This window comes from Paenibacillus dendrobii, from assembly GCF_009807035.1.
GTDB classification, from domain to species: Bacteria; Bacillota; Bacilli; order Paenibacillales; family Paenibacillaceae; genus Paenibacillus_AQ; species Paenibacillus_AQ dendrobii.
This window is the reverse complement of the sequence record NZ_WUBI01000005.1, coordinates 15954-42309: the sequence shown is the minus strand read 5'-3', so window position 1 is coordinate 42309 and position 26356 is coordinate 15954. Positions and strand designations below refer to the sequence as shown.

24 protein-coding genes and 1 other annotated feature are annotated in these 26356 nt (G+C 50.3%); all 24 genes read left to right on the top strand.

Going from position 1 to position 26356, the window contains the following annotated elements:
- Positions 1-4: 4 nt before the first annotated feature.
- The 24 genes from ccsA (at position 5) to GRF59_RS24275 (ending at position 26347) form a co-directional block, all read left to right on the top strand.
- Positions 5-826 carry a cytochrome c biogenesis protein CcsA gene (gene ccsA, locus GRF59_RS24390; protein ID WP_160500343.1) on the top strand — a complete coding sequence of 274 codons (822 nt, stop codon included), beginning with the start codon at positions 5-7 and terminating at the stop codon, positions 824-826.
- Positions 827-833: 7 nt separating this feature from the next.
- Positions 834-1481, top strand: a complete 648-nt coding sequence (locus tag GRF59_RS24385; protein ID WP_160500342.1) for a precorrin-2 dehydrogenase/sirohydrochlorin ferrochelatase family protein — start codon at positions 834-836, stop codon at positions 1479-1481.
- Between the two features lie 2 nt (positions 1482-1483).
- A complete protein-coding gene (gene hemC / locus GRF59_RS24380; protein WP_160500341.1) occupies positions 1484-2440 on the top strand; it encodes a hydroxymethylbilane synthase in 957 nt (318 codons plus the stop codon).
- 12 nt (positions 2441-2452) lie between these two features.
- Positions 2453-4006: a uroporphyrinogen-III C-methyltransferase gene (gene cobA / locus GRF59_RS24375; protein WP_160500340.1), complete on the top strand. Its 1554-nt coding sequence runs from the start codon at positions 2453-2455 to the stop codon at positions 4004-4006.
- A 43-nt stretch (positions 4007-4049) separates the two neighbouring features.
- Complete coding sequence (hemB, locus tag GRF59_RS24370; RefSeq protein WP_160500339.1) at positions 4050-5051, top strand: porphobilinogen synthase; 1002 nt, start codon at positions 4050-4052, stop codon at positions 5049-5051.
- A 24-nt stretch (positions 5052-5075) separates the two neighbouring features.
- The gene (gene hemL / locus GRF59_RS24365; protein WP_202128858.1) at positions 5076-6374 is read left to right on the top strand and encodes a glutamate-1-semialdehyde 2,1-aminomutase; all 1299 of its coding nucleotides are present in this window, start codon (positions 5076-5078) and stop codon (positions 6372-6374) included.
- 50 nt (positions 6375-6424) lie between these two features.
- A complete protein-coding gene (locus GRF59_RS24360; RefSeq protein WP_160500617.1) occupies positions 6425-7273 on the top strand; it encodes an RluA family pseudouridine synthase in 849 nt (282 codons plus the stop codon).
- A gap of 260 nt (positions 7274-7533) precedes the next feature.
- Complete coding sequence (locus GRF59_RS24355; RefSeq protein WP_160500338.1) at positions 7534-8823, top strand: LysM peptidoglycan-binding domain-containing protein; 1290 nt, start codon at positions 7534-7536, stop codon at positions 8821-8823.
- A gap of 203 nt (positions 8824-9026) precedes the next feature.
- Positions 9027-9322: a binding site (T-box leader), on the top strand.
- Between the two features lie 63 nt (positions 9323-9385).
- Positions 9386-12052, top strand: a complete 2667-nt coding sequence (locus GRF59_RS24350) for a valine--tRNA ligase (protein WP_160500337.1) — start codon at positions 9386-9388, stop codon at positions 12050-12052.
- A 71-nt stretch (positions 12053-12123) separates the two neighbouring features.
- On the top strand, positions 12124-13494 hold the full coding sequence (locus GRF59_RS24345; protein WP_160500336.1) for a bifunctional folylpolyglutamate synthase/dihydrofolate synthase: 1371 nt from the start codon (positions 12124-12126) through the stop codon (positions 13492-13494).
- 4 nt (positions 13495-13498) lie between these two features.
- Positions 13499-14863, top strand: coding sequence for a UDP-N-acetylmuramate--L-alanine ligase (murC, locus tag GRF59_RS24340; protein ID WP_160500616.1), 1365 nt, complete (start codon positions 13499-13501; stop codon positions 14861-14863).
- Positions 14864-15063: 200 nt separating this feature from the next.
- A complete protein-coding gene (locus GRF59_RS24335) occupies positions 15064-16341 on the top strand; it encodes an SPOR domain-containing protein (protein ID WP_160500335.1) in 1278 nt (425 codons plus the stop codon).
- 208 nt (positions 16342-16549) lie between these two features.
- Positions 16550-16792 carry a DUF4321 domain-containing protein gene (locus GRF59_RS24330; RefSeq protein ID WP_160500334.1) on the top strand — a complete coding sequence of 81 codons (243 nt, stop codon included), beginning with the start codon at positions 16550-16552 and terminating at the stop codon, positions 16790-16792.
- 26 nt (positions 16793-16818) lie between these two features.
- On the top strand, positions 16819-17421 hold the full coding sequence (locus GRF59_RS24325) for a Maf family protein (RefSeq protein WP_160500333.1): 603 nt from the start codon (positions 16819-16821) through the stop codon (positions 17419-17421).
- A gap of 40 nt (positions 17422-17461) precedes the next feature.
- Positions 17462-18151: a RadC family protein gene (gene radC, locus GRF59_RS24320; protein ID WP_160500332.1), complete on the top strand. Its 690-nt coding sequence runs from the start codon at positions 17462-17464 to the stop codon at positions 18149-18151.
- Between the two features lie 39 nt (positions 18152-18190).
- A complete protein-coding gene (locus GRF59_RS24315) occupies positions 18191-19225 on the top strand; it encodes a rod shape-determining protein (RefSeq protein ID WP_160500331.1) in 1035 nt (344 codons plus the stop codon).
- Positions 19226-19284: 59 nt separating this feature from the next.
- Positions 19285-20157 (top strand): rod shape-determining protein MreC, encoded by an 873-nt coding sequence (gene mreC, locus GRF59_RS24310; protein ID WP_160500330.1) that lies wholly within the window; start codon positions 19285-19287, stop codon positions 20155-20157.
- Positions 20157-20687 carry a rod shape-determining protein MreD gene (mreD, locus tag GRF59_RS24305; protein WP_160500329.1) on the top strand — a complete coding sequence of 177 codons (531 nt, stop codon included), beginning with the start codon at positions 20157-20159 and terminating at the stop codon, positions 20685-20687. The genes mreC and mreD overlap by 1 nt, the downstream gene beginning before the upstream one ends.
- Positions 20688-20764: 77 nt before the next feature.
- Positions 20765-21421 (top strand): septum site-determining protein MinC, encoded by a 657-nt coding sequence (gene minC, locus GRF59_RS24300; protein ID WP_160500328.1) that lies wholly within the window; start codon positions 20765-20767, stop codon positions 21419-21421.
- A 3-nt stretch (positions 21422-21424) separates the two neighbouring features.
- Positions 21425-22219: a septum site-determining protein MinD gene (minD, locus tag GRF59_RS24295; RefSeq protein WP_160500327.1), complete on the top strand. Its 795-nt coding sequence runs from the start codon at positions 21425-21427 to the stop codon at positions 22217-22219.
- 214 nt (positions 22220-22433) lie between these two features.
- Complete coding sequence (locus GRF59_RS24290) at positions 22434-22949, top strand: DUF2179 domain-containing protein (protein ID WP_160500326.1); 516 nt, start codon at positions 22434-22436, stop codon at positions 22947-22949.
- A 623-nt stretch (positions 22950-23572) separates the two neighbouring features.
- The gene (locus GRF59_RS24285) at positions 23573-24736 is read left to right on the top strand and encodes an ABC transporter ATP-binding protein (protein WP_160500325.1); all 1164 of its coding nucleotides are present in this window, start codon (positions 23573-23575) and stop codon (positions 24734-24736) included.
- A 1-nt stretch (position 24737) separates the two neighbouring features.
- The gene (locus tag GRF59_RS24280) at positions 24738-25397 is read left to right on the top strand and encodes an ABC transporter permease (RefSeq protein ID WP_160500324.1); all 660 of its coding nucleotides are present in this window, start codon (positions 24738-24740) and stop codon (positions 25395-25397) included.
- Positions 25398-25444: 47 nt separating this feature from the next.
- Positions 25445-26347, top strand: a complete 903-nt coding sequence (locus tag GRF59_RS24275) for an osmoprotectant ABC transporter substrate-binding protein (protein WP_160500615.1) — start codon at positions 25445-25447, stop codon at positions 26345-26347.
- Positions 26348-26356 lie beyond the last annotated feature (9 nt).

Genomic DNA, 26356 nt, shown 5'->3' with positions numbered 1-26356 from the left:
GGACATGCTCACTGGATTTTATGATGCCGGTATTTATATCTATGCCCTGAGCCTTCTGTTTTTTATCTCGGATTGCATTCGACGCAATCGGGGCGCGAAGCGGATGGGTACAGGGCTTCTTGCTGTAGTCGGGGTGTTGCAGGCGGGAGCGCTGATTATTCGAGCTGTTGAAGAACGGGCGCTTCCGATTTTTACACCGTTTGATTTTCTGCTTTTGCTATCATTCAGTCTTGTGGTCGCGTCGCTTATTATTAATCTGCTGCAACGGGCCGAGTTCGCGGTTCTGTTGTTAAGTATTATCGGGTTCAGCATTCTGGTATTGAACAGGCTCTGGTTCTCTCCGGGCAACAATCCGCTCAAGCACTGGGAAACGGTACACGGGCTGCTTGTCCTGCACATTACGATGGCCAACCTCAGCTTTGTCATTTATACGATTGCTGCGGTATTCGCGGTGATGTATCTTTTCCTTCACCAAAAATTGAAAGGAAAGAAATGGACGGACACGGTGAAGAGGCTGCCAAGCCTTGAAATGTTGGATAAATATGCGTATTCGCTCGCTTTTATCGGGACACCGATGCTGACTGTATCTTTTATCGTCGCGGCTTTATCCGTCATATCGGAAGGAAGGCTGAACCTGCTGCTGGATTTGAAGGTGCTGGCCACGTTTGCTGGACTTGGTTTTTATTACTTTTACCTGTTTAAGAAACGCTCGCATCAGTATACCGGATCGTTTATGGCCAAATGGATTTTGGCCGGTTATGTATTTATCATCCTTATTTTCGTGCTGAATACGTGGTCTGACTTCCACCATTGGAACGGGGAGTGATAGCGGCATGCCTAATTATGTGCCCATCATGCTGGATTGTGAAGACCGGGTTTGTGTGGTTATCGGAGGCGGGCAGGTGGCGGAGCGAAAGGTTCGGGAACTCCTTGCCGGATCGGCGCGGGTGACTGTGATCAGTCCTCTGGTAACGCCTAACCTCCAAGAATATTACGATCAAGGCAAGCTCAACTGGATACCCCGCAAATATGCGGCAGGGGATCTGGAGGGAACGTTTATGGTTCATGCCGCGTCAAATGACGCCGGGGTGAACGCAGCGGTGGCGGCAGAAGCCAAGACAAAAGGAATTCTTGCAAATGTTGCGGATCAGCCGGATCTTGGCAGCTTCATACATCCCAGCGTACTCCGGCGAGGGCGGCTGTTGATCGCGGTCTCTACTTCGGGGGCAGGACCGCTCGCTGCAAGGGCCATTCGCAGAAAGCTGGACGAAGATTACGGGACGGAATACGAGGAATACCTCGATGCTTTATATCACATCCGAAAAGCGATTCAGCAGCAGGTTAACAACCCGGCAGTCCGGCAAAAATTGTTAAGGAAGGCAAGCGGACCGGAGATGTTCGAAACGCTGCGGCAGGGTACTTCCAGACCTTGGAGTCCGGAGGATATCAGGCAATGGATCAACGACAATCAGGAGGAATGAGAATGCGGACAATTGTAGTAGGCAGCAGACAAAGTGCGCTGGCACTGACTCAGACGGGTCAGGTCATTGATGATTTGAAGAGGCTTAGCCAGGAACATGGCTTTGATTTTGATTTTGAAGTGAAGAAGATCGTTACGAAGGGTGACCGCATTCTGGATGTAACGCTATCCAAAGTGGGCGGAAAAGGTTTATTTGTCAAAGAAATCGAGCAGGCCATGATGGACGGCGAGATCGATATGGCTGTACATAGCATGAAGGATATGCCTTCTGTCCTGCCTGATGGGTTGGTAAACGGAGCCGTACCCCGCCGCGTGGATCCGCGTGACTGTTTGATTACGCTCGAAGGAAAGAGCATAGACGATTTGCCTCATGGGGCCAAGGTAGGGACAAGCAGTCTTCGCCGTTCCAGCCAGCTCAAGGCATACCGCCCAGATCTGGAACTGGAGCCGGTTCGCGGCAACATCGATTCCCGCCTGAAGAAGCTGGAAACGGAAGGGTTCCAGGCGATTCTGCTGGCTGCGGCCGGGCTGTACCGAATGGGCTGGGAAGACAAGATCACCGCCTATCTTCCGGTTGAAACCTGCCTGCCGGCAGTAGGACAAGGGGCGCTCGGGATCGAGTGCCGAGAAGACGACGCGGAGCTGATGAAGCTGCTAGCTTTGTACAATGATAAGGAATCCGCACTGACGGTTGCTGCGGAACGCAAGTTTCTTGGCGTGTTGAACGGCGGTTGCCAGGTACCGATAGGCGCGCATGCCGTACTGGTTGAAGCACCCGCAGGACATTCCCATGCCGGACAAAACGTTATACAATTGACAGGAATGGTCGGTTCTCCGGATGGGGATGTCATCCTGAAGGAAACGCTTCTTGGCACGGATCCGGTTAAGCTCGGGGAAGAAGTGGCCGGGAAGCTGATTGAACGGGGAGCGGAGAAGATTCTCGAACAAGTCAGGGAGTAAGGGGATGTGGAGATGGCGGGAAAAGTATATCTGGTTGGTGCAGGACCGGGCCATGCCAAGTTAATTACCGTGAAAGGTCTGGAATGCCTGCAAAAAGCGGATGTGGTTGTCTATGACCGTCTCGCGGCCCCTCAGCTTTTGGGGGAAGCGAAGCCGGGTACACGTAAAATATATGTTGGCAAGCTGCCGGACCGTCATACGATGAAGCAGGAAGAAATTAATCAGCTTCTGGTCGATCTGGCGCTGGAAGGTAACACCGTTGTGCGCTTGAAAGGCGGCGATCCCACCATTTTCGGGCGGGTCGGGGAAGAGGCCGGACTGCTGAAAAAGAACGGGATCGCTTACGAAATCGTGCCCGGGGTTACGGCTGCCATCAGCGTTCCTGCTTATGCTGGCATACCTGTTACTCACCGGGACTTCGCTTCATCGCTGTCGATCATTACCGGACATGAAAGTCCGGATAAACTCGACCGCATGATGGATTGGGAAAAGGTCACGAATGCTACGGGCACTCTTGTTTTTATGATGGGCGTGTCCAAAATTGGATATATTGCGAATCAGCTCATGGAGCACGGACGGCCTGGGCATACGCCGGTTGCCCTGGTGCGGTGGGGAACCCGTGCTGAACAGGATACGTTGACGGGGACCCTCGAAAATATCGAGCGGCGGGTGCTGGAGGCGAATTTTCAGCCTCCGGCCGTCATCGTCGTCGGCGATGTGGTGCTTCAGCGAGAGCAGCTGAAATGGGCAGAGGTTCTTCCGCTTTTCGGCAAACGGATTCTGGTTACGCGTACCCGATCTCAGGCATCCGAGCTCGTGAGCCGGATTGACGAGCTTGGCGGAGAGTCATACGAATTTCCTGTCATTGAAACGGTCTATCCGCAGGATCGGGATACGCTGAATCGGATTCAGGATTCCCTTTCCCGGCTGGAAGGCTATGATTGGGTATTCTTCACGAGCGTCAATGGCGTTGAATACTTCTACCGGCATTTGGCCGAGCAGGGCAGGGATATTCGAAGCCTTCACCGCGCGAAGATCGCGGCCGTAGGTCCGGCAACGGCGCAGGCACTGAAGGATCGCGGAATTATTCCCGTCGAACTGCCGGGAAAATTTCAGGCTGAGGGCATGATCGAAACGCTGGGCGAAGAACTGATGCCTGGCCAGAAAGTGCTGCTACCGCGTGGTGATCTGGCGCGGACATGGCTGCCGGAAAAGCTCGATGAGATGGGGCTGGAAGTCACGGCTGTCGATACCTATCAGACGGTCATGAGCCAGGAAGAGGATCATGAGTTGATCAGGTTGCTTTCGGAAGGCGCCATACATGCGGTCACCTTTACAAGCTCATCAACCGTTACGCATTTGATTGAAAAGTTGAAGCGGATGGGTGTGCAGGACCCGGTTCAGCTGCTCAGCCGCTCGGTGGCTGCGTGCATCGGGGAAGTAACCGCAAAGACGGCCCGTGAGGCGGGTCTGCGGGTAAGTATGGTTGCCGGGCAAGCCACCATTGAGAGTTTGGTGGATGAGCTGTGCTCCTACATGAAAGATCAGCATCAACATGTAATATGAAGTTTTGAACTATGAATGAAACGCGATACAGGAGGTCATAGATATGAGTTTTCCAATTGTAAGACATCGTCGTCTGCGTCAATCCACAGGCATGCGCAATATGGTGCGCGAAACCGTGCTGAACGTGAATGATTTAATCATGCCGATATTCGTGACTTACGGACAAGGCGTGAAGAATGAAATTTCTTCGATGCCGGGAATCTACCATTTTTCGCTCGATACGTTAAAGGCCGAGGTGGACGAAATCGTAGATCTTGGTATTCCGGCGGTGTTGCTGTTCGGGATCCCCGAAACGAAGGACAGCGTGGGCACTTCGGGCTTCGTGGAAAACGGGATCGTTCAGGAAGCCACACGCTTAATTAAAAAATGGTATCCGCATCTGCTTGTTGTAGCTGATACCTGCCTCTGCGAATTTACCGATCATGGTCATTGTGGCATGGTCCATACGTTTGAAGTTGACGGTCAGGTTCATGGCGATGTCATGAATGATGAATCGCTAGAACTGCTTACGAAGACCGCCGTATCCCAAGCCAAAGCCGGAGCTGACATTATCGCGCCATCCAATATGATGGACGGATTCGTGCAAGCAATCCGTGCGGGCTTGGATGAAGCCGGATTTGAACATGTGCCGATCATGTCTTATTCCGTTAAATATGCCTCGGCATTCTATGGACCTTTTCGCGAAGCTGCGGATTCCGCTCCGCAATTTGGCGACCGCAAAACCTATCAAATGGACCCGGCGAATGCCCGCGAAGCGCTGCGTGAAGCGGAAACGGATGTTCTTGAAGGCGCGGATATGCTGATGGTCAAGCCGGCTTTGGCTTACATGGACGTTATTCGGACTTTGAAGGATCAATTCGATCTGCCCCTCGTAGCCTATAATGTCAGCGGCGAATATTCCATGGTGAAGGCTGCCGCACAACAAGGCTGGATCAATGAAAAGGCGATCGTGCAGGAAATGCTTACGGGCATGAAGCGCGCCGGAGCCGATATCATTATTACGTATTTTGCCAAAGACGCCGCCGGCTGGATGCAGGAGCGTTAATATACTGAAACGGGAGTGACATTCATGAGTATGTCTGGAAAGCGTAAAGAAGAGGCTTCCCGCACCGCGTTTGAAGAAGCCAAACATTATCTGCCCGGCGGTGTTAACAGCCCCGTACGGGCGTTTAAATCGGTTGGCCTGACGCCAATCTATGTCGACCACGCCAAAGGCTCACGGGTTTATGATATCGACGGCAACAGCTTTATCGATTTCATCGGATCTTGGGGTCCTCTGATCATGGGACATGCCCATCCTGAAGTGATCTCGGCCATTCAGGAAACGGCTGCGAAAGGCACCAGCTTTGGCGCTCCTACCCTGATCGAAACGGATATGGCCAAGCTGGTCTGCGAGCGGGTTCCTTCGATTGACGTGATACGGATGGTCAACTCGGGAACGGAAGCTACGATGAGCGCGATCCGTCTCGCACGCGGATATACGGGACGCAGCAAAATTCTGAAGTTTGAAGGCTCTTATCACGGTCACGCAGACAGCTTGCTGATCAAAGCTGGTTCCGGCGTAGCAACGCTTGGCTTGCCTGACAGCCCTGGTGTGCCAGAGGGCGTGGCATCAAACACGATTACGGTTGCTTATAATGATCTGGAATCGGTAAAAGTGGCCTTTGAACGCTTTGGCGAAGAAATTGCATGTGTCATTGTAGAACCGATTGCCGGAAATATGGGGGTTGTACCTCCGCTTCCGGGCTTTCTGCAGGGACTTCGGGATATCACGACGCGTTACGGAAGCCTGCTGATTTTTGATGAGGTTATGACCGGTTTCCGTGTGAACATCAACTGCGCCCAAGGCTTGTTCGGCATTACGCCTGACCTGACCTGCCTCGGCAAGGTAATTGGCGGAGGACTTCCTGTCGGCGCATATGGCGGCAAACGTGAAATTATGGAGCAAGTGGCTCCATCTGGACCGATCTATCAGGCGGGAACGCTCAGCGGTAATCCGCTGGCGATGGTTGCGGGTTACACGACTCTCAAACTGCTGACGCCAGCGGTATACGAGCAGCTTGAAGAACGCGCTTCGCGTCTTGCGGCCGGTTTTGAGAAAAATGCCAAGGAGCTGGGTATTCCTGTGACTTTGAACCGGGTGGGTTCCATGGTTTGCCCGTTCTTTACGGAAGGACCCGTCGTGAACTATGATACGGCCAAAGGCAGCGATATTCAGCGCTTCACCAAATATTTTGCCAACTTGGTGGAAGAGGGCGTCAGCGTAGCTCCTTCCCAGTTCGAGGGGATGTTTGTATCGGCTGCACATAGCGTGGAGGATATTGATGCCACCATTGCAGCTAACTACAACGCCTTGAAAAACCTGTGAACACGTGGACACGCCGTGGCCAGTGGCTGGAACTGGCTCCCGGAAAAGCCATGAGCAGAGCTGATAATCGGGACGAAGCTACGGCAGCCTGGCTGCTTGAAACGCTTGGAATGCCGGAAAAGCTTCTGAAGCATCTGCGTGCCAATAAAGGAATGGAGTGGAGAGGGGACCGGCTGCGGCTGGCCCTCTTTCCTGTTCAACCGGCGGGAATTGAACCGATATGGCGGGAGATAGAGGTTTTGTATGAGGATGATTTCTGTTTGGTTGTGCATAAGCCGGCGGGCATGAACATCCATCCCGATGGGCGAAAAGGCGAGATGGATCCGACGCTGGATCATGTGGTTGCTGCGCATGTTCAGATGCAGGGAGAAGAGATTTCAGTGAGGCATATCCACAGGCTGGATCAACATACGTCCGGACCTGTCTTGTACGCCAAAAACGAATGGGCACAGTTAAAGCTTGACGAAGATATGCGTAACAAACGCATAGCCCGCAGCTATGCTGCCTTTGTACAGGGAAAGGTATCCGCTGAGTTGTCCGTCATTGATTTGCCGATCGGTAAAGACCGACATCACAAGCAGCGCAGACGAGTATCCATGGCAGGACAAAACGCTGTTACGCATGTGCGTGTTGGCGAGGTGTATAAAAATTCTTCACTGGTGCATTTGGAGCTGGAAACGGGCCGTACGCATCAGATCCGCGTCCATCTCAGCCATTTGGGGCATCCGCTGCTGGGGGATTCAATGTATGGCGGCAGCACCGCTCTGATCGGAAGACAGGCGCTTCATGGTGAACGTCTGGCATTTTCCCATCCGTTCACGGGAGAACGGATTGAGATCACAGATCCTTGGCCAGAAGATCTGAAGCAGCTTCATAGCGAGCTCAGCAAGACTTCATAAGCAAATAGTTTCGGCTTCGAATTTATTTGCGACGAGGGGATGCGTTCAGGAAAATTTGGATATGACAATCGATCATTAGAGCGATACGTCACTTTAGCGACTCTTACATCGCTAAAAAATCTCGGCACAAACCGCGTGACAGGTGCAAAACTGGAATGCCCTCCTATTTGGAGCATATAAATAGAATGAGTAACGCATTTTGGGGCTCATGCCGTGAGCAGGCTCATGGTTAGAAATATGCCGAAAGGAGGACATTATCTGTGTTTGACCAGTCCTACGGTTTGCGCTTTGATATTTATGAACGAATTCATCTAACGGAAGATGTGTCTGGGATTGCCGAGCTGGAAGAAATCGAACTGCTGCCTCATATTCAGGTCATCAGCCAAGGGGAGCAGATCGCGCTTCGCGGCCACTTGCTTCTCAGCGGTTTGTACAGAGGCGATGGGGAGGAGGACGGAACGCAGCGTCTGGAGCATTTCATCCCAGTGGAAATTACCGTACCTACAAACCGAGTGTCTTCGCTGGACGAGATTGCCGTTGAGATTGAAAACTTTGACGTAGATCTATTGTCCAAACGAAGCCTGAACATCACGGGGGTGCTCTCGCTTCGGGGAATTGAATCAGCAGTGAGCGACCCGGCTGCCTCATGGAATGCCGATGAATTTACGGTTGTACATGCGTCGGAGGATCCGGCCACCGATCCCCTTCTGGCAGCTTTCTTAGAAGAGGAGGGCGGCGCGGATGAGGCAGGGATCAGGGAAGCGAGCAATGCCGGTGCGGCAGAAGGCAACGCTGCCCCGATATATGCTGCGGAAAGCTTTATCGTCCCTGAAGGGGTTGAAGCCACCGGATTTTCGGAGATCCCGCCCGAGTCTCAAACGGCTGCACAGCAGCGGACGGTTGATGAGACGCCGGCAGCTGAGGAAGAAGCTTCTCCCGCCGCGCTACATACGGACAAGGAATCCTCGGAACGCAGCGGGATTAAGGCGTCTTCGAATGCTTGGCATTTCGAGCACGAAGATGAGGCGGAGCTGTTACACCCGGACAACACGGCCGTTCAGGCGGATGGGGAACAGGAAACGGATATCTACTTGACCTCCATTGATCAGGAGCCTGTTTTTCCGTTCAACGCTTTTCACCAGGAATCCGTTCCGCAGGAAGAAGCATCGGATGATCGTGAAATGCGGATCGCCCTCGGCAGCAAAAAAGAAGCGAAAACTAATGATCAGGAAGCCATCGGTTTCTCCTCGATTTTGGCTTCGAGCCGTTCCTTGAAAGAGCAGGAGCAGCAAGCGGTGTCGGAAGAGGCCCAGAAGGAAGAGGCGGAACGCGAAGCAACCGGAAGTGATGAAATCCAGTGGCAGAATCTGTTTCTTGGAAGCAGCACTGAAAAAAATCAATTCCGCAAAGTACGGCTTTGCATCGTGCAGCGGGAGGAAACGCTTGAGACGATCGCGAACCGTTACCAGCTCAGCGCCCGTGAAATATTGCTCTACAACCGGCTGGCCGAACAGACCATTGAGGAAGGCCAGATTCTGTACATTCCGTAAGAATGAGTATGAACATGAGCATGAAAAGGCGTCCGGCGCTTCAAGAAGAAGCCGGGCGCTTTTTTGTGCTTTGGCCCGGAACTCCTGTTTAAGAATCATACATATGATAATAATAAATGCAACAGGCAATTATGCGGTTATGCAACAAAAACCAAGCTATGTTGACTTAAGTCAACAACCAAGTTATGATAATCATATATTTTTTAAGAACGATGATCGGGAAGAGTAGGATGACATGCCCTTCAGAGAGTGGAATTGCTGCGCTGTGAGATTCCGCAGGATGCTGTTTCAGCCGAAGTCGCCCGGGAGTTGTCTGCTTGATCCCGTGATACATATCGGGTTAGGGTATGACCGGCTGCAGCCGTTATCTGCATGAAGTGTCGCGTACATGAGAAGCAATCGGTCTTCGGACAGATGGCCTGATGCCTACGATGTTTTTTTTCACAGGCATACGCGAAACAAAGGTGGTACCGCGAAAGAACAGCCTTTCGTCCTTTGAGGACGAAGGGCTTTTTTGGTTTTTCTAAACAAAAAGCTGATCTTGTGATGGAGGAATGCAAATATGACTGAGCAGGACAACAAATTAACGACAGAGATGCCGACGACATATGACCCGAAGGCAGCCGAAGAAAAATGGTACAAATACTGGATCAATGGGGAGTTTTTCAAGGCTGGTCAACGGCAGGACGCGAAGCCTTATACAATTGTGATTCCGCCTCCGAACGTTACAGGCATGCTTCACATCGGGCACGCGTTGGATTTTACGCTGCAGGATATCCTGATCCGCACCAAGCGGATGCAAGGTTTTGATGCGCTATGGCTTCCGGGCTCGGACCATGCAGGCATTGCCACCCAGACGAAGGTAGAGCAGAAGCTTCGCGAGGAAGGTGTTACCCGCTACGACCTAGGAAGGGAGAAATTCCTGGAAAAGGTATGGGAGTGGAAAGACAAGTATGCGGATACCATTCATGAGCAGTGGGCGAAGATGGGATTTTCCCTGGATTACTCCAGAGAACGTTTTACATTGGATGAAGGCCTGTCCAAAGCCGTGCGCGAGGTTTTCGTAAAGCTGCATGAAAAAGGGCTGATTTATCGCGGTAAACGCATTATCAATTGGGATCCGGCTGCCCGTACCGCGCTTTCGGATATCGAGGTAGAATACAAAGAGGTTCAAGGACATTTGTATCACCTTTCCTATCCACTCAAAGACGGAAGCGGACATATTACGGTTGCAACGACGCGTCCGGAAACCATGCTCGGAGATTCGGCCGTAGCCGTTCATCCGAAGGATGAGCGCTACAAGGACATGATCGGAAAGATGCTCGTTCTGCCGATCGTAGGACGCGAAATTCCGATTATTGCCGATGAGTACGTTGATAAGGAGTTTGGAAGCGGCGCCGTTAAAATAACGCCTTCCCATGATCCGAACGACTTTGAAGTTGGCCTGCGTCATGACCTGCCGCAAATTACGGTGATGGATGAGACGGGTACCATGAATGAGCTGGCCGGCAAATATCAGGGCATGGATCGCAGCGACTGCCGCAAGCAGATCGTTCAAGATCTGAAGGATCAAGGCGTTCTGATCAAAGTTGAAGACCATCTTCACCAGGTTGGTCATAGTGAACGTACGGGCGCTGTTGTAGAGCCTTATCTGTCCACGCAGTGGTTCGTTAAAATGCAGCCGCTGGCCGAAGCCGCCATCGAAGCGCAAAAATCAGGCAAAGGCGTAAACTTTGTACCAGACCGTTTCGAGAAAACGTATCTGAACTGGATCGAGAATGTCCGCGATTGGTGTATTTCCCGTCAGCTTTGGTGGGGACACCGGATCCCGGCGTGGTACTGCGAATCCTGCGGCGAGATTCATGTGGCTCATGACGATGTAACGAAGTGCTCCAAATGCGGCAGCACAGAGCTTCGTCAGGATGAGGATGTACTTGATACCTGGTTCAGTTCGGCATTGTGGCCGTTCTCTACGCTGGGCTGGCCGGATCAAACTGAAGATCTGAAACGTTACTATCCGACAGACGTATTGGTTACCGGCTACGATATCATTTACTTCTGGGTTGCCCGGATGATTTTCACGGCGCTTGAATTTACCGGAGAGATCCCGTTCAAGGACGTGCTGATGCATGGTTTGGTTCGTGATCCGGAAGGCAAGAAGATGTCCAAATCCCTTGGGAACGGTGTAGATCCTTTGGATGTTATTGAACAGTACGGTGCTGACGCTATGCGTTATATGATTTCCACCAGCAGTACGCCGGGACAGGATCTGCGCTTCCGGTGGGAACGCGTGGAGCAGGCTCGGAACTTCGCCAACAAAATCTGGAATGCATCGCGTTTTGCCTTGATGAACCTGGAAGGCTTCACTTATGACGACATTGACATAAGTGGCGAGCTCAGCACGGCTGACCGTTGGATTCTGCACCGTTTGAACGAAACTTCCCGTGACATTACGCGTCTAATAGATGCCTATGAATTTGGTGAAACAGGCCGCCTGCTGTATAACTTCATTTGGGATGACCTCTGCGACTGGTATATCGAATTCTCCAAACTGTCCCTTTACGGGGAAGACGAAGCTGCGAAGAACACGACGAAATCGGTGCTCTCCTACGTGCTTGACCGTACGCTCCGCATGATACATCCATTTATGCCGTTTATCTCCGAAGAGATTTGGCAGCATCTTCCGCATCAGGGCGAGACGATCACCTTGGCTGCATGGCCTGAATTCGATCCTGCTCTTGAGGATGGCGAGGCTGCGCGCGAAATGTCCTTGCTGATGGATGTCATCCGTGCGGTGCGCAATATCCGGGCCGAAGTCAATGTGCCGATGAGCAAAAAGATCGAGCTGATGTTGAAGGCAGGAGACGATCAGATCCTTCAACTGGTTAAACGCAATGAGATTTACGTTTCGCGCTTCTGCAACACATCGAGCTTTGAAGCGGGTCTTGGACTTGAGATTCCGGATAAAGCGATGACAGCTGTAGTTACTGGCGCAGAGCTGTATCTGCCGCTTGCGGGTCTGATTGATATCGATCAGGAAATTGCTCGTCTGGAGAAAGAACTGAAGAATCTGAACAGTGAAGTGGAGCGTGTGGAGAAGAAGCTTGGTAACCAGGGCTTTGTTTCCAAGGCACCGGAGAAGGTCATTGAAGAGGAAAAAGCCAAGATGGCCGACTACTCTGAAAAACGGAGCAAAGTGATTGCTCGGATCGAAGAATTGAAGGGTTAATTGGACGATTAACCGATTGACCGGGGAACGTTACATCCTGGACCAAATAAATTCAGAAGGTGAAATGGCAAATGGGAGATCAATTTGAAGCCTCTGCGTACCTGAACACATATACAGAAGCTGTAGACTGGATTAACGGGCTGATTCCTTTTGGAATCCGCCCGGGTATGTCAAGAATTGAAAAAATGATGGAGCTGCTTCATAACCCTCACCGGCGTCTGAAGTTCATCCATGTTGCGGGCACAAATGGCAAAGGTTCAACCTGCGCTTTTTTGACGCGGGTTCTCTTGCAAAGCGGCTACACGGTGGGGACGTTCACATCCCCTTATATCACCAAATTCACGAACCGTTTTCAATATAACGGTGAGGATATTCCCGAGGAAACCCTCCTGGCGCTTGCCAATCGCCTGTATCCGATTGTGAAGGACATCGCTGCTACCGAGCTGGGATCGCCTACGATGTTCGAGGTTTCGACGGCGCTTGCGATTTTGTATTACGCAGAGGAATGCGTGCCGGATGTTGTCGTATGGGAGACCGGACTTGGGGGAAGGCTGGATGTAACCAATATTGTATTTCCGGTGGTTTCCATCATTACCAACGTGGGGATGGACCATACCGATGTTCTCGGTGATACCGTAGAGCAGATCGCTTTTGAAAAAGCGGGCATTATCAAATCGGGCGTGCCTGTGGTCAGCTGCGTGCAGCAGCCGGAAGTGATTGAACTGCTGCGGAAAAAAGCAGAGGAATGCCGGACAACACTCTATTTGGCTGGCGAAAAATTCACTTACGAATATACGGGTGAGCAGGGACCGTATCAATCCTTCCATTTCGAAGGCCCTTTCCATGAATATGATGTTGAGATCGGGATGAAGGGGGAGCATCAGATCGCCAATGCGGCCGGGGCGCTGATGGCTCTGGAGATCCTTCGCCAATACATGGCTTTCGTTATGGATGAAGAGGACATTTTACAAGGATTCCGCGAGACGGTCTGGGCTGGACGCATGGAGGAAATTTCGGGCTCGCCCCGGATCGTGCTGGATGGAGCCCATAACCCGGAGGGTGCGGAATCCCTGCGGAAAAGCATTGAGCGGCACTATCCGCATGAACGTTTAAATTTGATGATGGGAATGCTGTCGAATAAGCATCATGAATCCTACTTGAAGCATATACTTCCTATAGTGGATACGCTTATCCTGACCGAGCCGGACTTCCGGAAAAAAATGGACGCGGCAGCGCTGCATGAAATTGCGGAGGGGCTGAAGCATTCCTACGGCAAACCAGGTTTGCAGATCATCGTAGAACCGGATTGGAAAAACGCGCTAGAACTACTTAAGTCACGGACAGAAGCGGAGGATTTGGCGGTGGTATCCGGCACGCTTTATTTGATATCGGATGTGCGTGCCGCTCTGCTGGGTCAGACCGATTCTGAAAAAGGTTGGTGAAAATCTGTTGAATTCTGAACATGTTCATTTTATCGGTATTGGTGGCTACGGGATGAGCGCCATTGCACGGGTTATGCTGGAAATGGGATACAAGGTCACAGGTTCGGATGTGGCTTCCCAGGAATTAACGGAAAAGTTGGCTGCCAAAGGCGCCAAAATCTATATCGGACATACGGCCGAGCAGGTACATGGAGCGGATTTGGTCGTGTATTCGACGGCTTTGTCCAAAGATAACGTGGAGCGTGTGGAAGCGGAACAACTTAATATTCCGATTATCCATCGTTCCCAAATGCTTGCAAGACTGCTGAATGAGCGTAAAGGCGTAGCTGTTGCCGGAGCGCACGGGAAGACGACCACGTCCTCTATGATTGCTTTGGTCATGGAAGAATGCGGGGTCGATCCGACGTACATTATCGGCGGAGAAATCATGAATGTGGGTACGAACGCGAAGGCTGGAAAAGGCGACTTTGTCGTTGCGGAAGCCGATGAAAGCGATGGCTCGTTCCTGCAGTATCATCCATGGCTAGGCATCGTGACCAACATTGAAGCCGATCATCTGGAGAACTATGACGGTGACTTCGAAAAACTGAAGGGTGCATATGTCCAGTTTCTGAATCAGATTCGGGAAGACGGTACTGCCGTGGTCTGCGGAGATGACGCCAACATCCAAGCGATTATTCCGGGCATCCGCTGCCAGGTAGCCACGTACGGCATCGATACGGACGCGGAATATACTGCAACCGATCTGGTGCTTGGCGATCGTCAAGTTTCGTTTAAGATGAATCACAAGGGAGTTCTTCTCGGAACGGTAGAATTGTCGGTACCGGGCCGTCATAACGTGTATAATGCGATGGCGACGGTTATCTCTTGTCTTAAGGCGGACATTCCGTTTGAGCAAATCGTTGTAGGGATATCCAAGTTTCATGGTGCCAAGCGCCGCTTCCAGGTGCTCGGCGAAAAGAACGATATTCTCATTATCGACGATTATGCCCATCACCCGACGGAGATTGAAGCGACGATCAGCGCAGCCAAAGCGACAGGTAAACGGATCATCGCCGTATTCCAGCCGCAGCGCTATACTCGCACCTTCTTCCTGCTCGATGCCTTTAGCCGGGCGTTCAGCGAAGCTGATGAGGTCATTATCACGGATATTTTCTCGCCCGCGGGAGAGAAGCAGATCGAAGGCGTGCATTCGTCGAAGCTGGTTGAACTGATTGTTCAAAACAGCAATGCCGGCGCAAGATATCTTCCTACCAAGGAAGATGTGCTGCTGGATCTGAAGCAAAGAATGCAGCCGGGAACGCTCGTGATCACGATGGGCGCCGGCGATATATGGAAGGTCGGTTATCAGCTGGCCAAGGAGCTATAGCCCTGATTTAGGGCCGACGCTTACATATGCTTGTTATTTGAATGATTGGAAAGGCTGTCTCACCCGTAATTTATTGCGGAGTGGGGCAGTTTTTTTATTTATGCGGCTTTGCGTTTGAGTAGACGAATTAGGGATGTTCATGCGGCATAACTTCGGACAATCTGTCATATATACTTTGTAATGAGACAAGGGTGAGGTGTATGACAGTGAACAAAGCGAGAATGACTTTCCGCTTCAATGAGGAAAGCTCCCGTCAGCTCGATGTTGCGCAGGAAGAACAGAAGTCCGCCCCGCAAAAGCCTAAAGAGGCGAGACAGGATAATCCTCGTTTGGGGCATTCCGAAGACAAGCACGCCTTCTGGCTTGAACATACGCAGGAAAAGGAAAGTGTGAAAAAAAACCGGGATCACTTGAACGTGATTCCGGGTCCTATGCAGGGCTGGTCGGATCCTTTTCATAAGGATGATCCTTGGAGTGAAATGCTGGCGGGTCCACAGCCATATCAGGAAGAGGATGACAAACAGTACGATCAACAGTACGATCAACAGAATGACGGATATGAATATGATTTTGACCCCTATGATAGGTATGTGGAGCATACGGATGATCTGCATAACCTGGCAGATGCCGTATACCCTGAATTGGTGGATGCAACATACCGCCCAAGACGTCCTTCTTCTCCATGGAAAATCATCGGTACCGTCACAGGCGCCATCGTGACCGGAGCTCTGTTTGGCTTCGTCGTGCTGTCCTTTTTCAAGGATGGCTCCGGCGCTTCCTTGAGTCCTGTGAAGACAAGTACGGAAAACGTGGCGAAGGCTCCGGCAGAAGCGGACAAGGCAGCTCCAGTGGCTGTACAAGTCCAGAGACAATCCTATTATATGCTCCAGTATGGTGTATTCAGCAGTGGGGAGCGGGTGCTTCAGGCTCAAAAAGAGCTGCAGCAGCTCGGAATCGCCGCAGGTGCAGATCCCGATCAGGAGAACCGCGTCTATGCCGGCATGTCGACAGACCAAGAGCAGGCCAAGCTATTTAGTAATCAGTTGAAGGCTCAAGGGCTCGATTTATATGTCAGGGAAATCTCGCTGCCTGCTGCAAGTGAGATGACATTCGTCGGGGGAGCAGATACCGTTAATGAATATTTTACCGTGAGCTCCGAACTGGTATCGAAGCTGAGCCAACTGTCCGCGGGTCTGCTGGGGCAAGAGAATCCCGCAGCCTTGGATGCTGAGAATACCAAGGTTCTGACGGATCTTCACAGCCGCTGGTTGGAGGTGATCAAGCGGCTTCAAACCGGACTTGGCCCGGATGAAACTGTCATAGGTACGAACCTGGAACAAACGATGAACAGTGCGATATCCGCCATCACGGAGTATAACCGGAATCGGTCCAAAGGCCATTTGTGGGAAGTACAAGCCGGCATGATGCAATATATCCTCCAGCAAAAAGAGTTGATATCAAAACTGGGAAGAGTATAGCCTCAGAATGGAAAGACCGAAAAAAGGAAAACAGCACCATTTAAGCGAAGAGATCGGGAAATGAAGGCTTTAGGGGCCATTTTTCAGATGACAACGCAGATCCGGTATGGAACTGGAAATAGTTCCCCATACCGGATTTGTGTTTGTATTGGGGTTCAAATAACCGTATAATATGGTGTGTGTCAAATTATGGCGAGGGAAGAGAAGGATGAAAAAGAACATAGGAATTCTGCTCTTGTTTATACTGCTTGGATGGCTGGCGGGTGCCTGGATCGCAAAGGCCCTGGAACCTGTACAAGCCCTTTCTTTTCTGACTGCATCAACACCTATTAAGTGGTCACCACAAGCTAATTTGGACATTATCAGCTACGACATCACCATTCAAATGAAACTGAGCCTGCTGAGTTTGATCGGCATCATTGTCTCCGTGTGGCTGTATCGCAGGCTGTAACTAAAGAGACAAAGGAGATCCTTTCATTGAAATCAGACCATTCACGCCGTATCGTACTGGCATCTACTTCACCCAGAAGGCAGGAGCTGATCGCTTCTCTACATATACCGTACGAGATTCGTCCCAGTCATGCGGATGAACATACTCCTGGCGACTGGACCCCCCAGCAGATTGTTGAAGGCTTGGCGCTGCGCAAAGCGCAGGCTGTGTATTCTCTTATTGCAGATCCGTCCCAAAATGCGGTTGTTGTCGGCAGCGATACGATCGTTGTTTTGGAAGATCAGGTTCTTGGCAAGCCGGTAGATGACGCCGACGCTTTCCGGATGCTGAAATCTCTGCAGGGGAAGACCCATCACGTTTATACGGGTGTCGCATGCATTGACGCGGCAAACGGTCAAAAACTGGTGAGACATCAATCTACGAAGGTGAGGATGAAGGAACTTTCGGATCAGAAAATAGATGCATACGTGAGAAGCGGCGAGCCCGGCGACAAAGCTGGCGCATACGGTATTCAAGGATTAGGCGCCACTTTGGTGGAACGGATAGAGGGCTGTTATTTTACCGTCGTGGGACTTCCTCTTTCCCTACTTTCCGACATGCTGTCGGAATTTGGAATTGACGTCCTGTAAGCGTGGATGAGATTTGAGTGAAGGGAAAGAAGGGGAACTTATGGAGCCGCAAATGTATATGCTGCGCGACATCCCCCATCAGGAACGACCCAGAGAACGCATGCTTCAGTATGGGGCTTCCGCATTAAGCCATGCAGAGTTATTGGCTATTTTACTTCGTACAGGTACGCAGCGGGAGTCCGCTATCCATTTGGCGCAGCGCATTTTGAATCAGGTCGGCAGTTTGCGCCGGCTTGTGGACATGAGCATTCAGGAACTCATGGCGATTAAGGGAATCGGAAGCGCCAAAGCCGTTCAGCTCAAGGCTGGAATCGAGCTTGGACAGCGGCTTGCCCGGACTCGAATGGATGAGCCGGTAGTCATCCGCAGTCCGCGTGATGCGGCTGATGTGCTCATGGAACAGCTGCGATACCTGCAGAAGGAACATTTTGTCTGTTTGTTTCTAAATACTAAAAATCACATTATTGCTCAAGAGACGCTTTCGATCGGCAGTCTGAACGCCTCCATCGTCCATCCGCGCGAGGTGTTTCGTGCAGCCATGAAGTGCAGCAGCGCATCGCTTGTCTGCGCGCATAACCATCCGAGCGGCGATCCAAAGCCGAGTCCTGAAGATATTTCCATGACTTCACGCTTGAAGGAAGCGGGAGAAATCATAGGGATTGAGGTGCTGGATCACTTGATTATCGGTGACGGGGAATTCGTCAGTTTGAAGGAGCAAGGCTTGATGTAATATAATAGTTGAGATTGACGAGGAAAGGGAGATTACAGCATGTTAGGGAGCTTCACGAAAGACTTGGGAATTGATTTGGGGACAGCGAACACGCTAGTCTATGTCCGTGGAAAAGGAATTGTTGTAAGAGAACCTTCTGTTGTTGCGATTCGTACGGATACGAAGAGCATTGAAGCTGTCGGGGAGTCTGCGAAGAAAATGATCGGTCGCACGCCTGGCAACATCCGTGCCATTCGCCCGATGAAAGACGGCGTTATCGCTGATTTCGACACGACGGCAACAATGATTAAATATTTCATCCGTCAGGCTCAGAAACAGCGCTCGATGTTCCAGCGCCATCCGAACGTGATGGTATGCGTACCTTCCGGCATTACAGCGGTTGAACAACGTGCCGTTGAGGATGCGACAAAGCAAGCCGGTGCGCGTGAAGCGTATACGATCGAAGAACCGTTTGCGGCAGCGATCGGTGCTGATTTGCCGGTATGGGAGCCTACAGGCAGCATGGTAGTCGATATTGGTGGAGGCACGACAGAAGTTGCCGTCATCTCTCTTGGAGGCATCGTAACCAGCCGCTCTGTACGCGTAGCCGGCGATGAAATGGATGAATCCATCATTCAGTACATCAAACGCCAGTACAATTTGATGATCGGCGAAAGAACATCGGAAACACTCAAAATGGAGATTGGCTCGGCCCTTCCGCTGGAGCAGGTAGAGACAAGTGAAATTCGCGGTCGTGACCTGGTGACAGGTCTACCTAAGACGATCACCATCACTTCCGATGAAATCAGTGAAGCACTTTCCGATACGGTAAATGCGATTGTGGAAGCTGTGAAGGTTACATTGGAAAAATGCCCTCCGGAGCTGGCTGCCGACATTATGGACCGCGGTATCGTGCTTACAGGCGGCGGAGCTCTGCTGCGCAATCTGGACAAGCTGCTTGCCGAAGAAACTGGAATGCCTGTTATTGTAGCTGAAAATCCGCTGGACTGCGTTGCGATCGGGACCGGTAAGGCGCTTGAGAACATTCACCTGTTTAAATCCCGCAGCAGCTCGGCTGTGCGCTCGAAGCGCTAAGACCGAAAAATTTGTGGGTCAACCCCTGATAATGGGAGAGAAATCAGTAGAGTTAGAGGGTGTTGAAACTGTTTAAGCTGCTTGGCAACAAACGCTTATTTGTGATTTTAATCGCCCTTGTTATGTTTATCGCGCTGATGGGTTTCACGCTCGGGCCAAGGGCTACATTATCTTGGCCCGAGAAGTTTCTCAGGGATACCGTCGGTTTCGCCCAGAATATTTTTTATAAGCCCGCTGGCTATGTAGCGGGCTTGTTTAAAGATATTGGTAACATGCGGGAAACATACAAGGAAAACGAGCAGTTAAAAATCGCGCTGGCGCAGTATACGCGCGAAAAAGCCAATTATAATTTCATAGAAAAGCAGAACAAGGAATTAATGGAAGATCTGAAATTCACAAAGCAGCAAGAAGGAAAGTTCGATTACTCCTATCATATCGCCCAAGTTATCAGCGTCAATGCCGATACGGTCAACAAAACGTTGGTCATTGATTTAGGGGAACGCGACGGGGTTAAAATCGGTCAGTCTGTCATATCAATTAAGGGAATGGTAGGCGTGATCAGCCATGTCAGCAACTTCACTTCTACCGTGAAGCTGATTACAACGATGGATGCGAAGGACCCGAACTCCAACGGAATCGCCGCTACTTCCATGGATAATCATCAGACTTTCGGGATTGTGGAAAGCTATGACGAAGCAACGCAGATGCTTTTGATGACACAAATCAAACAGGAAGACCCGATTAAAGCGGGAGACATGATCGTGTCATTAGGAGATACGGATAAGTACCCTCGTGGATTGATCATCGGCAAGGTGAAAAGCGTTCAGGAGAGCAAATTCGGTAAGACGAAGACAGCAACCATCGAACCTGAAGCCGAGTTCCAGGATTGGAAACAGCTCTTTGTAGTCTTTACGCCGGAGGCACCTAAATAATGGTGGTGCGTAAGCAGGTTCTGGTTCTGTTGCTCTTTCTCCTCTTCATCCTGCAAGGTACCATCGTCCCGTGGCTGTTGCCCTTCTCCTGGCAAAACGTCATTATGCCGAATCTGGTATTCATCGTCTTGTTGTTTGTATCGGTGTACCATCATCGGCATACGGCGCTCGTGCTCGGCATCATTTTCGGCTTGATTCACGATGTGGTTTTTTACGGTGATATGATCGGCACTTATTCCCTGGTTATGGGGTTTTCTACTTATATCATGGGCTTTATCTTTCGTGCTCCTCGGGCTCCCATGCCGCTGATGATGACGGTCGTGATTTTGGGAAGCCTGCTGTTCGACAGTATGCTGTTTGCCATTTACCGAGTGTTCTCCTTAACGCAGGTTTCCTATGACTGGAATTTGCTGCATCACATTTTACCCGATCTTGTTGTCCATTTTGTGTTCGGGCTCATTATTTATGTTCCTCTCCGGAAGCAGCTTGAAAAGATTGCGAGACGGGAGAAGAAGGAAAAGGCGGCGTAAACCTCACCGCCATTTTTCTTTTCCAGCAGGAACTTCGCCAACCGAAGACGAAATGTAATGAGATAGGGGGGACAGGCATGGCAGTGAAATCGAATCATGTCACGATCAAGGGCATCAAAGATGGCCTGGTATTCCTGCTTGACGATGAATGTGAATATGAGGAACTGCTTGGCGAGCTCCGCTATAAGCTGGAGCACAGCCATCAAAATATTTTGACCGGTCCAATCATTCACGTAGATGTAAAGATGGGTTCAAGGCGGATTACGGAAGATCAGAAACAAAGCATGCTCGATATTTTAAAACAAAAAGGGAATTTGCTCATCCGTTCTGTCGAATTTCCTGAATCGGAGCCGGAGCAGGCTCCTGCTTATACGATCATGAGCGGCATGGTGCGCTCCGGTCAAGTGCTGAGCCATCATGGAGATTTGCTGTTTTTGGGAGACGTGAACCCGGGGGGCAGCATTCTGTGCACGGGTGACATTTATATACTGGGCGCTCTGCGGGGCATGGCACATGCAGGTTTCGAAGGCAAGGAAGAAGCGATTATCGCTGCATCCCATTTCGCCCCGACGCAGCTTCGCATCGCGGAGCAAATCAGCCGTCCGCCGGATGAATGGGAAACGCGTGAAACCAGTATGGAATTCGCGTTTTTGCAGGATGGAGCCATGCAAATCGACAAAATTAGCAATATCGTACGGATACGGCGCGATTTTAACGTGTTTAAAGGGGTGTAGCACATGGGAGAGGCTATTGTCATTACGTCCGGTAAAGGCGGTGTCGGGAAAACCACCACATCGGCGAATATCGGGACTGCGCTTGCACTGCTTGGCAAAAAAGTCTGTCTGGTGGATACGGACATTGGCCTGCGTAATTTGGATGTGGTTATGGGGCTGGAAAACCGGATCATCTACGATTTATGTGATGTTGCGGAAGGACGCTGCCGTTTGAATCAGGCGCTTGTGAAAGACAAACGTTTCGATGAACTGTATATGCTGCCGGCCGCCCAGACGAAAGACAAAAACGCCGTGTCGCCAGAGCAGGTCAGAGACATTATACTTGAGCTGAAAAAAGAATATGAGTATGTGATTATCGATTGTCCGGCGGGTATTGAGCAAGGGTTCAAAAATGCGATTGCCGGGGCCGATAAGGCCATAGTCGTAACAACGCCGGAAAATGCGGCAGTACGTGACGCTGACCGGATTATCGGACTTCTGGAGAGTTCGGATGTTGAATCTCCGAAGCTGGTCGTGAACAGAATCCGTCCGAATATGGTGAAAACAGGAGATATGCTGGATATTGAAGACGTGCTCCAGGTGCTGAACATCGATCTGATCGGTATCGTGCCTGATGATGAGTACGTCATCAAAGCTGCGAACAGCGGGGAACCGACGGTGATGAATCCCGATTCTCGGGCTGCCATCGCATACCGTAATATCGCCCGCCGCATTCTAGGGGATACGGTTCCTCTAATGCATTTGGATCAAAAGAAGGGCATGTTCTCGAAATTTAAAAAACTATTTGGCATGGGTTGAACCGCATGTCTCGAAGCCGTTGCTTTTAAGCAGCGGCTTTTTTTGGTCTGTTTTCCGTGCCGGGAGTTTGTTTCTTGATCTTTGGATTACCGATTCAAAGGATAAAAATGTATAACAGAGCTTCAGATCGGGTTAAGTTACATCATACGGAAGTTTTTGTCCGGCACAGCCGCAAAGCCTTTTATCAACCAGACTAACAAAGGAGTGAACCGGAATGCTTGGAATTCTTGCATCCATTTTCATTATTCAAATCGTGTATGTCACCTTTTTTACCCTGCGCATGATCTTAACCCTGAAAGGCCAGAAATATTTGGCAGCTGTTCTTAGTATGTTTGAAATCACCATCTATGTGCTTGGGCTCAGTATCGTGTTGAAATACGTGAACCAGCCGATCAGCTTGATTGTTTATGCCGTCGGTTACGGGCTTGGCGTTTTGGTCGGTTCATGGATTGAGGGTCGCATTGCTCTGGGCTACATTACGATGAAGGTCATCTTGAATGATCCGGACAGTGGCATGGCTAACGCTCTGCGTGATAACGGATACGGGGTCACTTCATGGATTGGCAGCGGACGGGATGGACATCGGTTGGTATTTGAAGTGTTGGCGAAACGTAAAAACCAAAAAAAATTATATAATATGATTCTTGAACTGGATCCTAAGGCTTTTATTGTCGTTACAGAACCTGTTCTGCTCCATGGAGGATTCTGGACCCGAGGTACCAAAAAATAACAATTCGAAATCATTCCAAATACATGTTTCAATCCAAGGCATAATGGGTAAATGTATTAAACATATTATTGCAGGTATACGGACCTACTTAAAAGGGGCTCGTTACCTGCTTACGCATTTTGCATATATCCATTTGGGCTGAGAGAAGCAGAAGCACAATTGCAATGAAGTTCGCTTTCTCACAGGTATAACAGGATTTTATGTGTGACAGCGCATACTTCTTGTTTAACGAACACGGGCTCGCAGGCTTGGAATGTTTCGGATGGATGGCATGGATGTAACAGGGGGATTGCACAGCTTGGAAAGCTACAATGCATATAAAGGTGGAATTTTAGGTATGTAAGTCAATGCCGTAACGAAGATTTTTGACTTTGTTTTTTAATACCCTCAGGGCTTCCTCTTTAATTTTTTCCAACCCTTATCAATGCGCTTAATCCTATTCCAATTTGATTTCTTTTTTTAGCCATCTTACTTAGCTTCACTTCCGTTTCTACATATCAAGGCTGCCGTCTTCCCTTAACTCTGGCATCACACATTTCCTTTAGCGGTTTTTTTGGTTCCCCGATGGATGATATGCCAAATGCTCCGCATAATATGGATACTGCTTGCAAAGGGGCGATTGAATGATAGTACTGGAGCATGTGAACAAGGTTTATGATAATGGCTTTCACGCGCTGAAAGACATTAATCTCGAATTCAAAGAAGGGGAAATTACCGTCCTGATCGGACCGAGCGGCTGCGGCAAATCAACCACGATGAAGCTGATCAATGCGCTCAATACGCCCTCATCGGGCAAAGTACTGATTGACGGTAAGAACATCTCGGGGTTGAATCCGGTTGAACTGCGGCGCAATATCGGCTATGTCATTCAAAGCGTCGGTTTATTTCCGCATATGAATATCTCCAAGAACGTGGGTGTGGTTCCGCGTCTGAAAAAGTGGGATAAAGGCAAAACGGATCAAACAGTCAATGAATTGTTGGACATGGTCGGACTGGATCACACGGTTTACGGCACCCGTTACCCGTCGGAGCTTAGCGGCGGGCAGCAGCAGCGTGTGGGCGTTGCGCGCGCACTTGCGGCTGATCCTGACATTATACTGATGGACGAGCCGTTCTCCGCATTGGATCCGATCAGCCGCGAGCAGCTGCAGGATGAGCTGATCCGGCTTCAGCAGGATCTCCATAAAACCATTATTTTTGTTACGCATGATATGGACGAAGCCATCAAGATTGCGGATACCATCATTTTGATGAAGGATGGAGAAGTGGTACAAACCGGTAAACCGGACACCATTTTGCGCCATCCGGCCAATGATTTTGTTCGTAACTTCATCGGTTCTAAGCGTCTGGAGAACGAGAATGAAAACATTTATGAAATCCCGCTTGTGGATGAAGTGATGATTACCAACCCGGTAACTTCCTTCCCGAGCAGGGGACTTGCGGAAGCCATCAAAATGATGGAGATGAAGCGGGTTGACTCACTGCTGATTGTGGACCGCAACAAACAGTTGCAGGGCGCAGTTTCTATCTATCGGGTACTTGACCAGTACGGCGAAGAAGGCAAAACAGTGGCGGATGTTATGCATCCGGTCCGTTATTCCGTTGCTTCCGGAAGCACGCTTCCGCAGGCAATCGAAATTATGGACAGCCATCAGCTCAGCAATCTCCCCGTAATCGACAGTAATAACCGATTCCTCGGATTAATTACAAGAGGCAGTGTAGTTAAACATTTGGCCGAAGTATATCCTACCATGGTCCCTCCGCTGCTGAACGGAGAGGATGAGTGATATGAATGCATTCTGGAGCTTTATCACGGAACGTTATCCGGATATTCTGAAGGCTTTGCAGGAACATCTCGTCCTATCGTTCTCTGCTGTGATCCTGGGTACGATTATTGCAGTCCCGATCGGTATTCTGCTGGTGTACAGCCGGGTGGGCTGGATTAACAGTATTGTATTTTTCATAGCAAATTTGTTTCAAACGATTCCGAGTCTGGCGCTTCTTGCCATTCTGATTCCGCTGCTCGGTATCGGCATGAAGCCTGCCATTCTGGCGCTGCTGCTATATTCCCTGATGCCAATCTTGCGGAATACCTATGACGGTTTTCATTCCGTTGATGAAGGTGTGCTGAATTCCGCCAGAGGGATGGGATACAGTACGGCACAGACGATTTTGAGAATTCAGCTTCCCTTATCCCTTCCCTACATTATGTCGGGGATCCGAATTACCACCGTTTATATCATCAGCTGGGCAACTCTCGCCTCCCTGATTGGTGCTGGAGGTCTGGGCCAGCTTATCGTATCGGGGCTTGGTGTCAACAAACCGGAGATGATATTTATCGGCGGCATTGGCGCGATCCTGCTTGCTCTTGTAGCTGACGGCTTGCTTGGCCTCCTAGAGGGCTGGCTCAGCAGACGCTATCATCAGACACGGGATGCAGCCATATGAGTAGGATCTTCTGGAACCAGCGACCCAGACTGAACAAGGGAGGCGTGATGAAACTGAATAAGCTCAAATGGATACCGATGCTGATCTGCGCGATTGTTCTTGCCTCGTTAACCTCCGCATGCGGGATTCAAAGCGAGATCACGATCGGAACACAAACCTATACCGAAACCAAGATTATGGCTGAAATGTATAAAGCCCTGATTGAAGACCGCACCGATCTGAATGTGGACGTTATTCCGGATCTGGCGTCGAGTTCGTTGGTTATCAATGCGATGAAAAGAAACGACGTTCAGATGGCGACATTATATACCGGCGAAATTTTCAATAACCATTTTCCGATCAGCGGAACCAAAGAACGCCAAGAGGTTTTGAAGGAAGCCCAGGAAGGATTTCAGAAATACTACGATTTTACTTGGATGAAGCCCTTGGGGTTTGAAAACACATACGCGTTTACGGTAAGAAAGGATCTTGCCGAATCCAAAGGGTATACCAAAATTTCCGATGTCAAAAAAGACATGGCGGATATGAAGCTGGGGGTAGATACCACATGGCTTGAGCGGAGCACGGATGGATATCCCGCCTTCTCCAAAGCATATGGAATCAAATTCGGTCAGATATTCCCCATGGAAATCAGTTTGGTGTACAGCGCGGTAGCCAATAAGCAGGTCGATATCGTATTGGCCTATTCTACGGATTCCCGGCTGAAAGCCTACAAATTGCAGACACTGCAAGATGACAAGCAATTCTTCCCTCCATATGATGCAAGCCCGGTATTGCGTTCGGATCTTCTGAAAAAGCATCCCGAAATTCAGGAGGCGATAGCGCCTTTAATTGGCCATCTGGATGCGGATACGATGATATCGCTCAATTATCAGGTGGACATTGAGAAGAAAAGCGAGCGGGAGGTTGCAATTACGTACTTGAAGCAGCAGGGCCTCTTGAAAAGCTAAAGGAGGGTA

Excerpts from the sequence above, each read along its gene's own strand:
- ccsA (WP_160500343.1), top strand. The coding sequence starts at position 5 with ATGCTCACTGGATTTTATGATGCCGGTATTTATATCTATGCCCTGAGC.
- GRF59_RS24385 (WP_160500342.1), top strand. The coding sequence starts at position 834 with ATGCCTAATTATGTGCCCATCATGCTGGATTGTGAAGACCGGGTTTGT.
- hemC (WP_160500341.1), top strand. The coding sequence starts at position 1,484 with ATGCGGACAATTGTAGTAGGCAGCAGACAAAGTGCGCTGGCACTGACT.
- cobA (WP_160500340.1), top strand. The coding sequence starts at position 2,453 with ATGGCGGGAAAAGTATATCTGGTTGGTGCAGGACCGGGCCATGCCAAG.
- hemB (WP_160500339.1), top strand. The coding sequence starts at position 4,050 with ATGAGTTTTCCAATTGTAAGACATCGTCGTCTGCGTCAATCCACAGGC.
- hemL (WP_202128858.1), top strand. The coding sequence starts at position 5,076 with ATGAGTATGTCTGGAAAGCGTAAAGAAGAGGCTTCCCGCACCGCGTTT.
- GRF59_RS24360 (WP_160500617.1), top strand. The coding sequence starts at position 6,425 with ATGAGCAGAGCTGATAATCGGGACGAAGCTACGGCAGCCTGGCTGCTT.
- GRF59_RS24350 (WP_160500337.1), top strand. The coding sequence starts at position 9,386 with ATGACTGAGCAGGACAACAAATTAACGACAGAGATGCCGACGACATAT.
- GRF59_RS24345 (WP_160500336.1), top strand. The coding sequence starts at position 12,124 with ATGGGAGATCAATTTGAAGCCTCTGCGTACCTGAACACATATACAGAA.
- GRF59_RS24335 (WP_160500335.1), top strand. The coding sequence starts at position 15,064 with ATGACAGTGAACAAAGCGAGAATGACTTTCCGCTTCAATGAGGAAAGC.
- GRF59_RS24330 (WP_160500334.1), top strand. The coding sequence starts at position 16,550 with ATGAAAAAGAACATAGGAATTCTGCTCTTGTTTATACTGCTTGGATGG.
- radC (WP_160500332.1), top strand. The coding sequence starts at position 17,462 with ATGGAGCCGCAAATGTATATGCTGCGCGACATCCCCCATCAGGAACGA.
- GRF59_RS24315 (WP_160500331.1), top strand. The coding sequence starts at position 18,191 with ATGTTAGGGAGCTTCACGAAAGACTTGGGAATTGATTTGGGGACAGCG.
- mreD (WP_160500329.1), top strand. The coding sequence starts at position 20,157 with ATGGTGGTGCGTAAGCAGGTTCTGGTTCTGTTGCTCTTTCTCCTCTTC.
- minC (WP_160500328.1), top strand. The coding sequence starts at position 20,765 with ATGGCAGTGAAATCGAATCATGTCACGATCAAGGGCATCAAAGATGGC.
- minD (WP_160500327.1), top strand. The coding sequence starts at position 21,425 with ATGGGAGAGGCTATTGTCATTACGTCCGGTAAAGGCGGTGTCGGGAAA.
- GRF59_RS24290 (WP_160500326.1), top strand. The coding sequence starts at position 22,434 with ATGCTTGGAATTCTTGCATCCATTTTCATTATTCAAATCGTGTATGTC.
- GRF59_RS24285 (WP_160500325.1), top strand. The coding sequence starts at position 23,573 with ATGATAGTACTGGAGCATGTGAACAAGGTTTATGATAATGGCTTTCAC.
- GRF59_RS24280 (WP_160500324.1), top strand. The coding sequence starts at position 24,738 with ATGAATGCATTCTGGAGCTTTATCACGGAACGTTATCCGGATATTCTG.
- GRF59_RS24275 (WP_160500615.1), top strand. The coding sequence starts at position 25,445 with ATGAAACTGAATAAGCTCAAATGGATACCGATGCTGATCTGCGCGATT.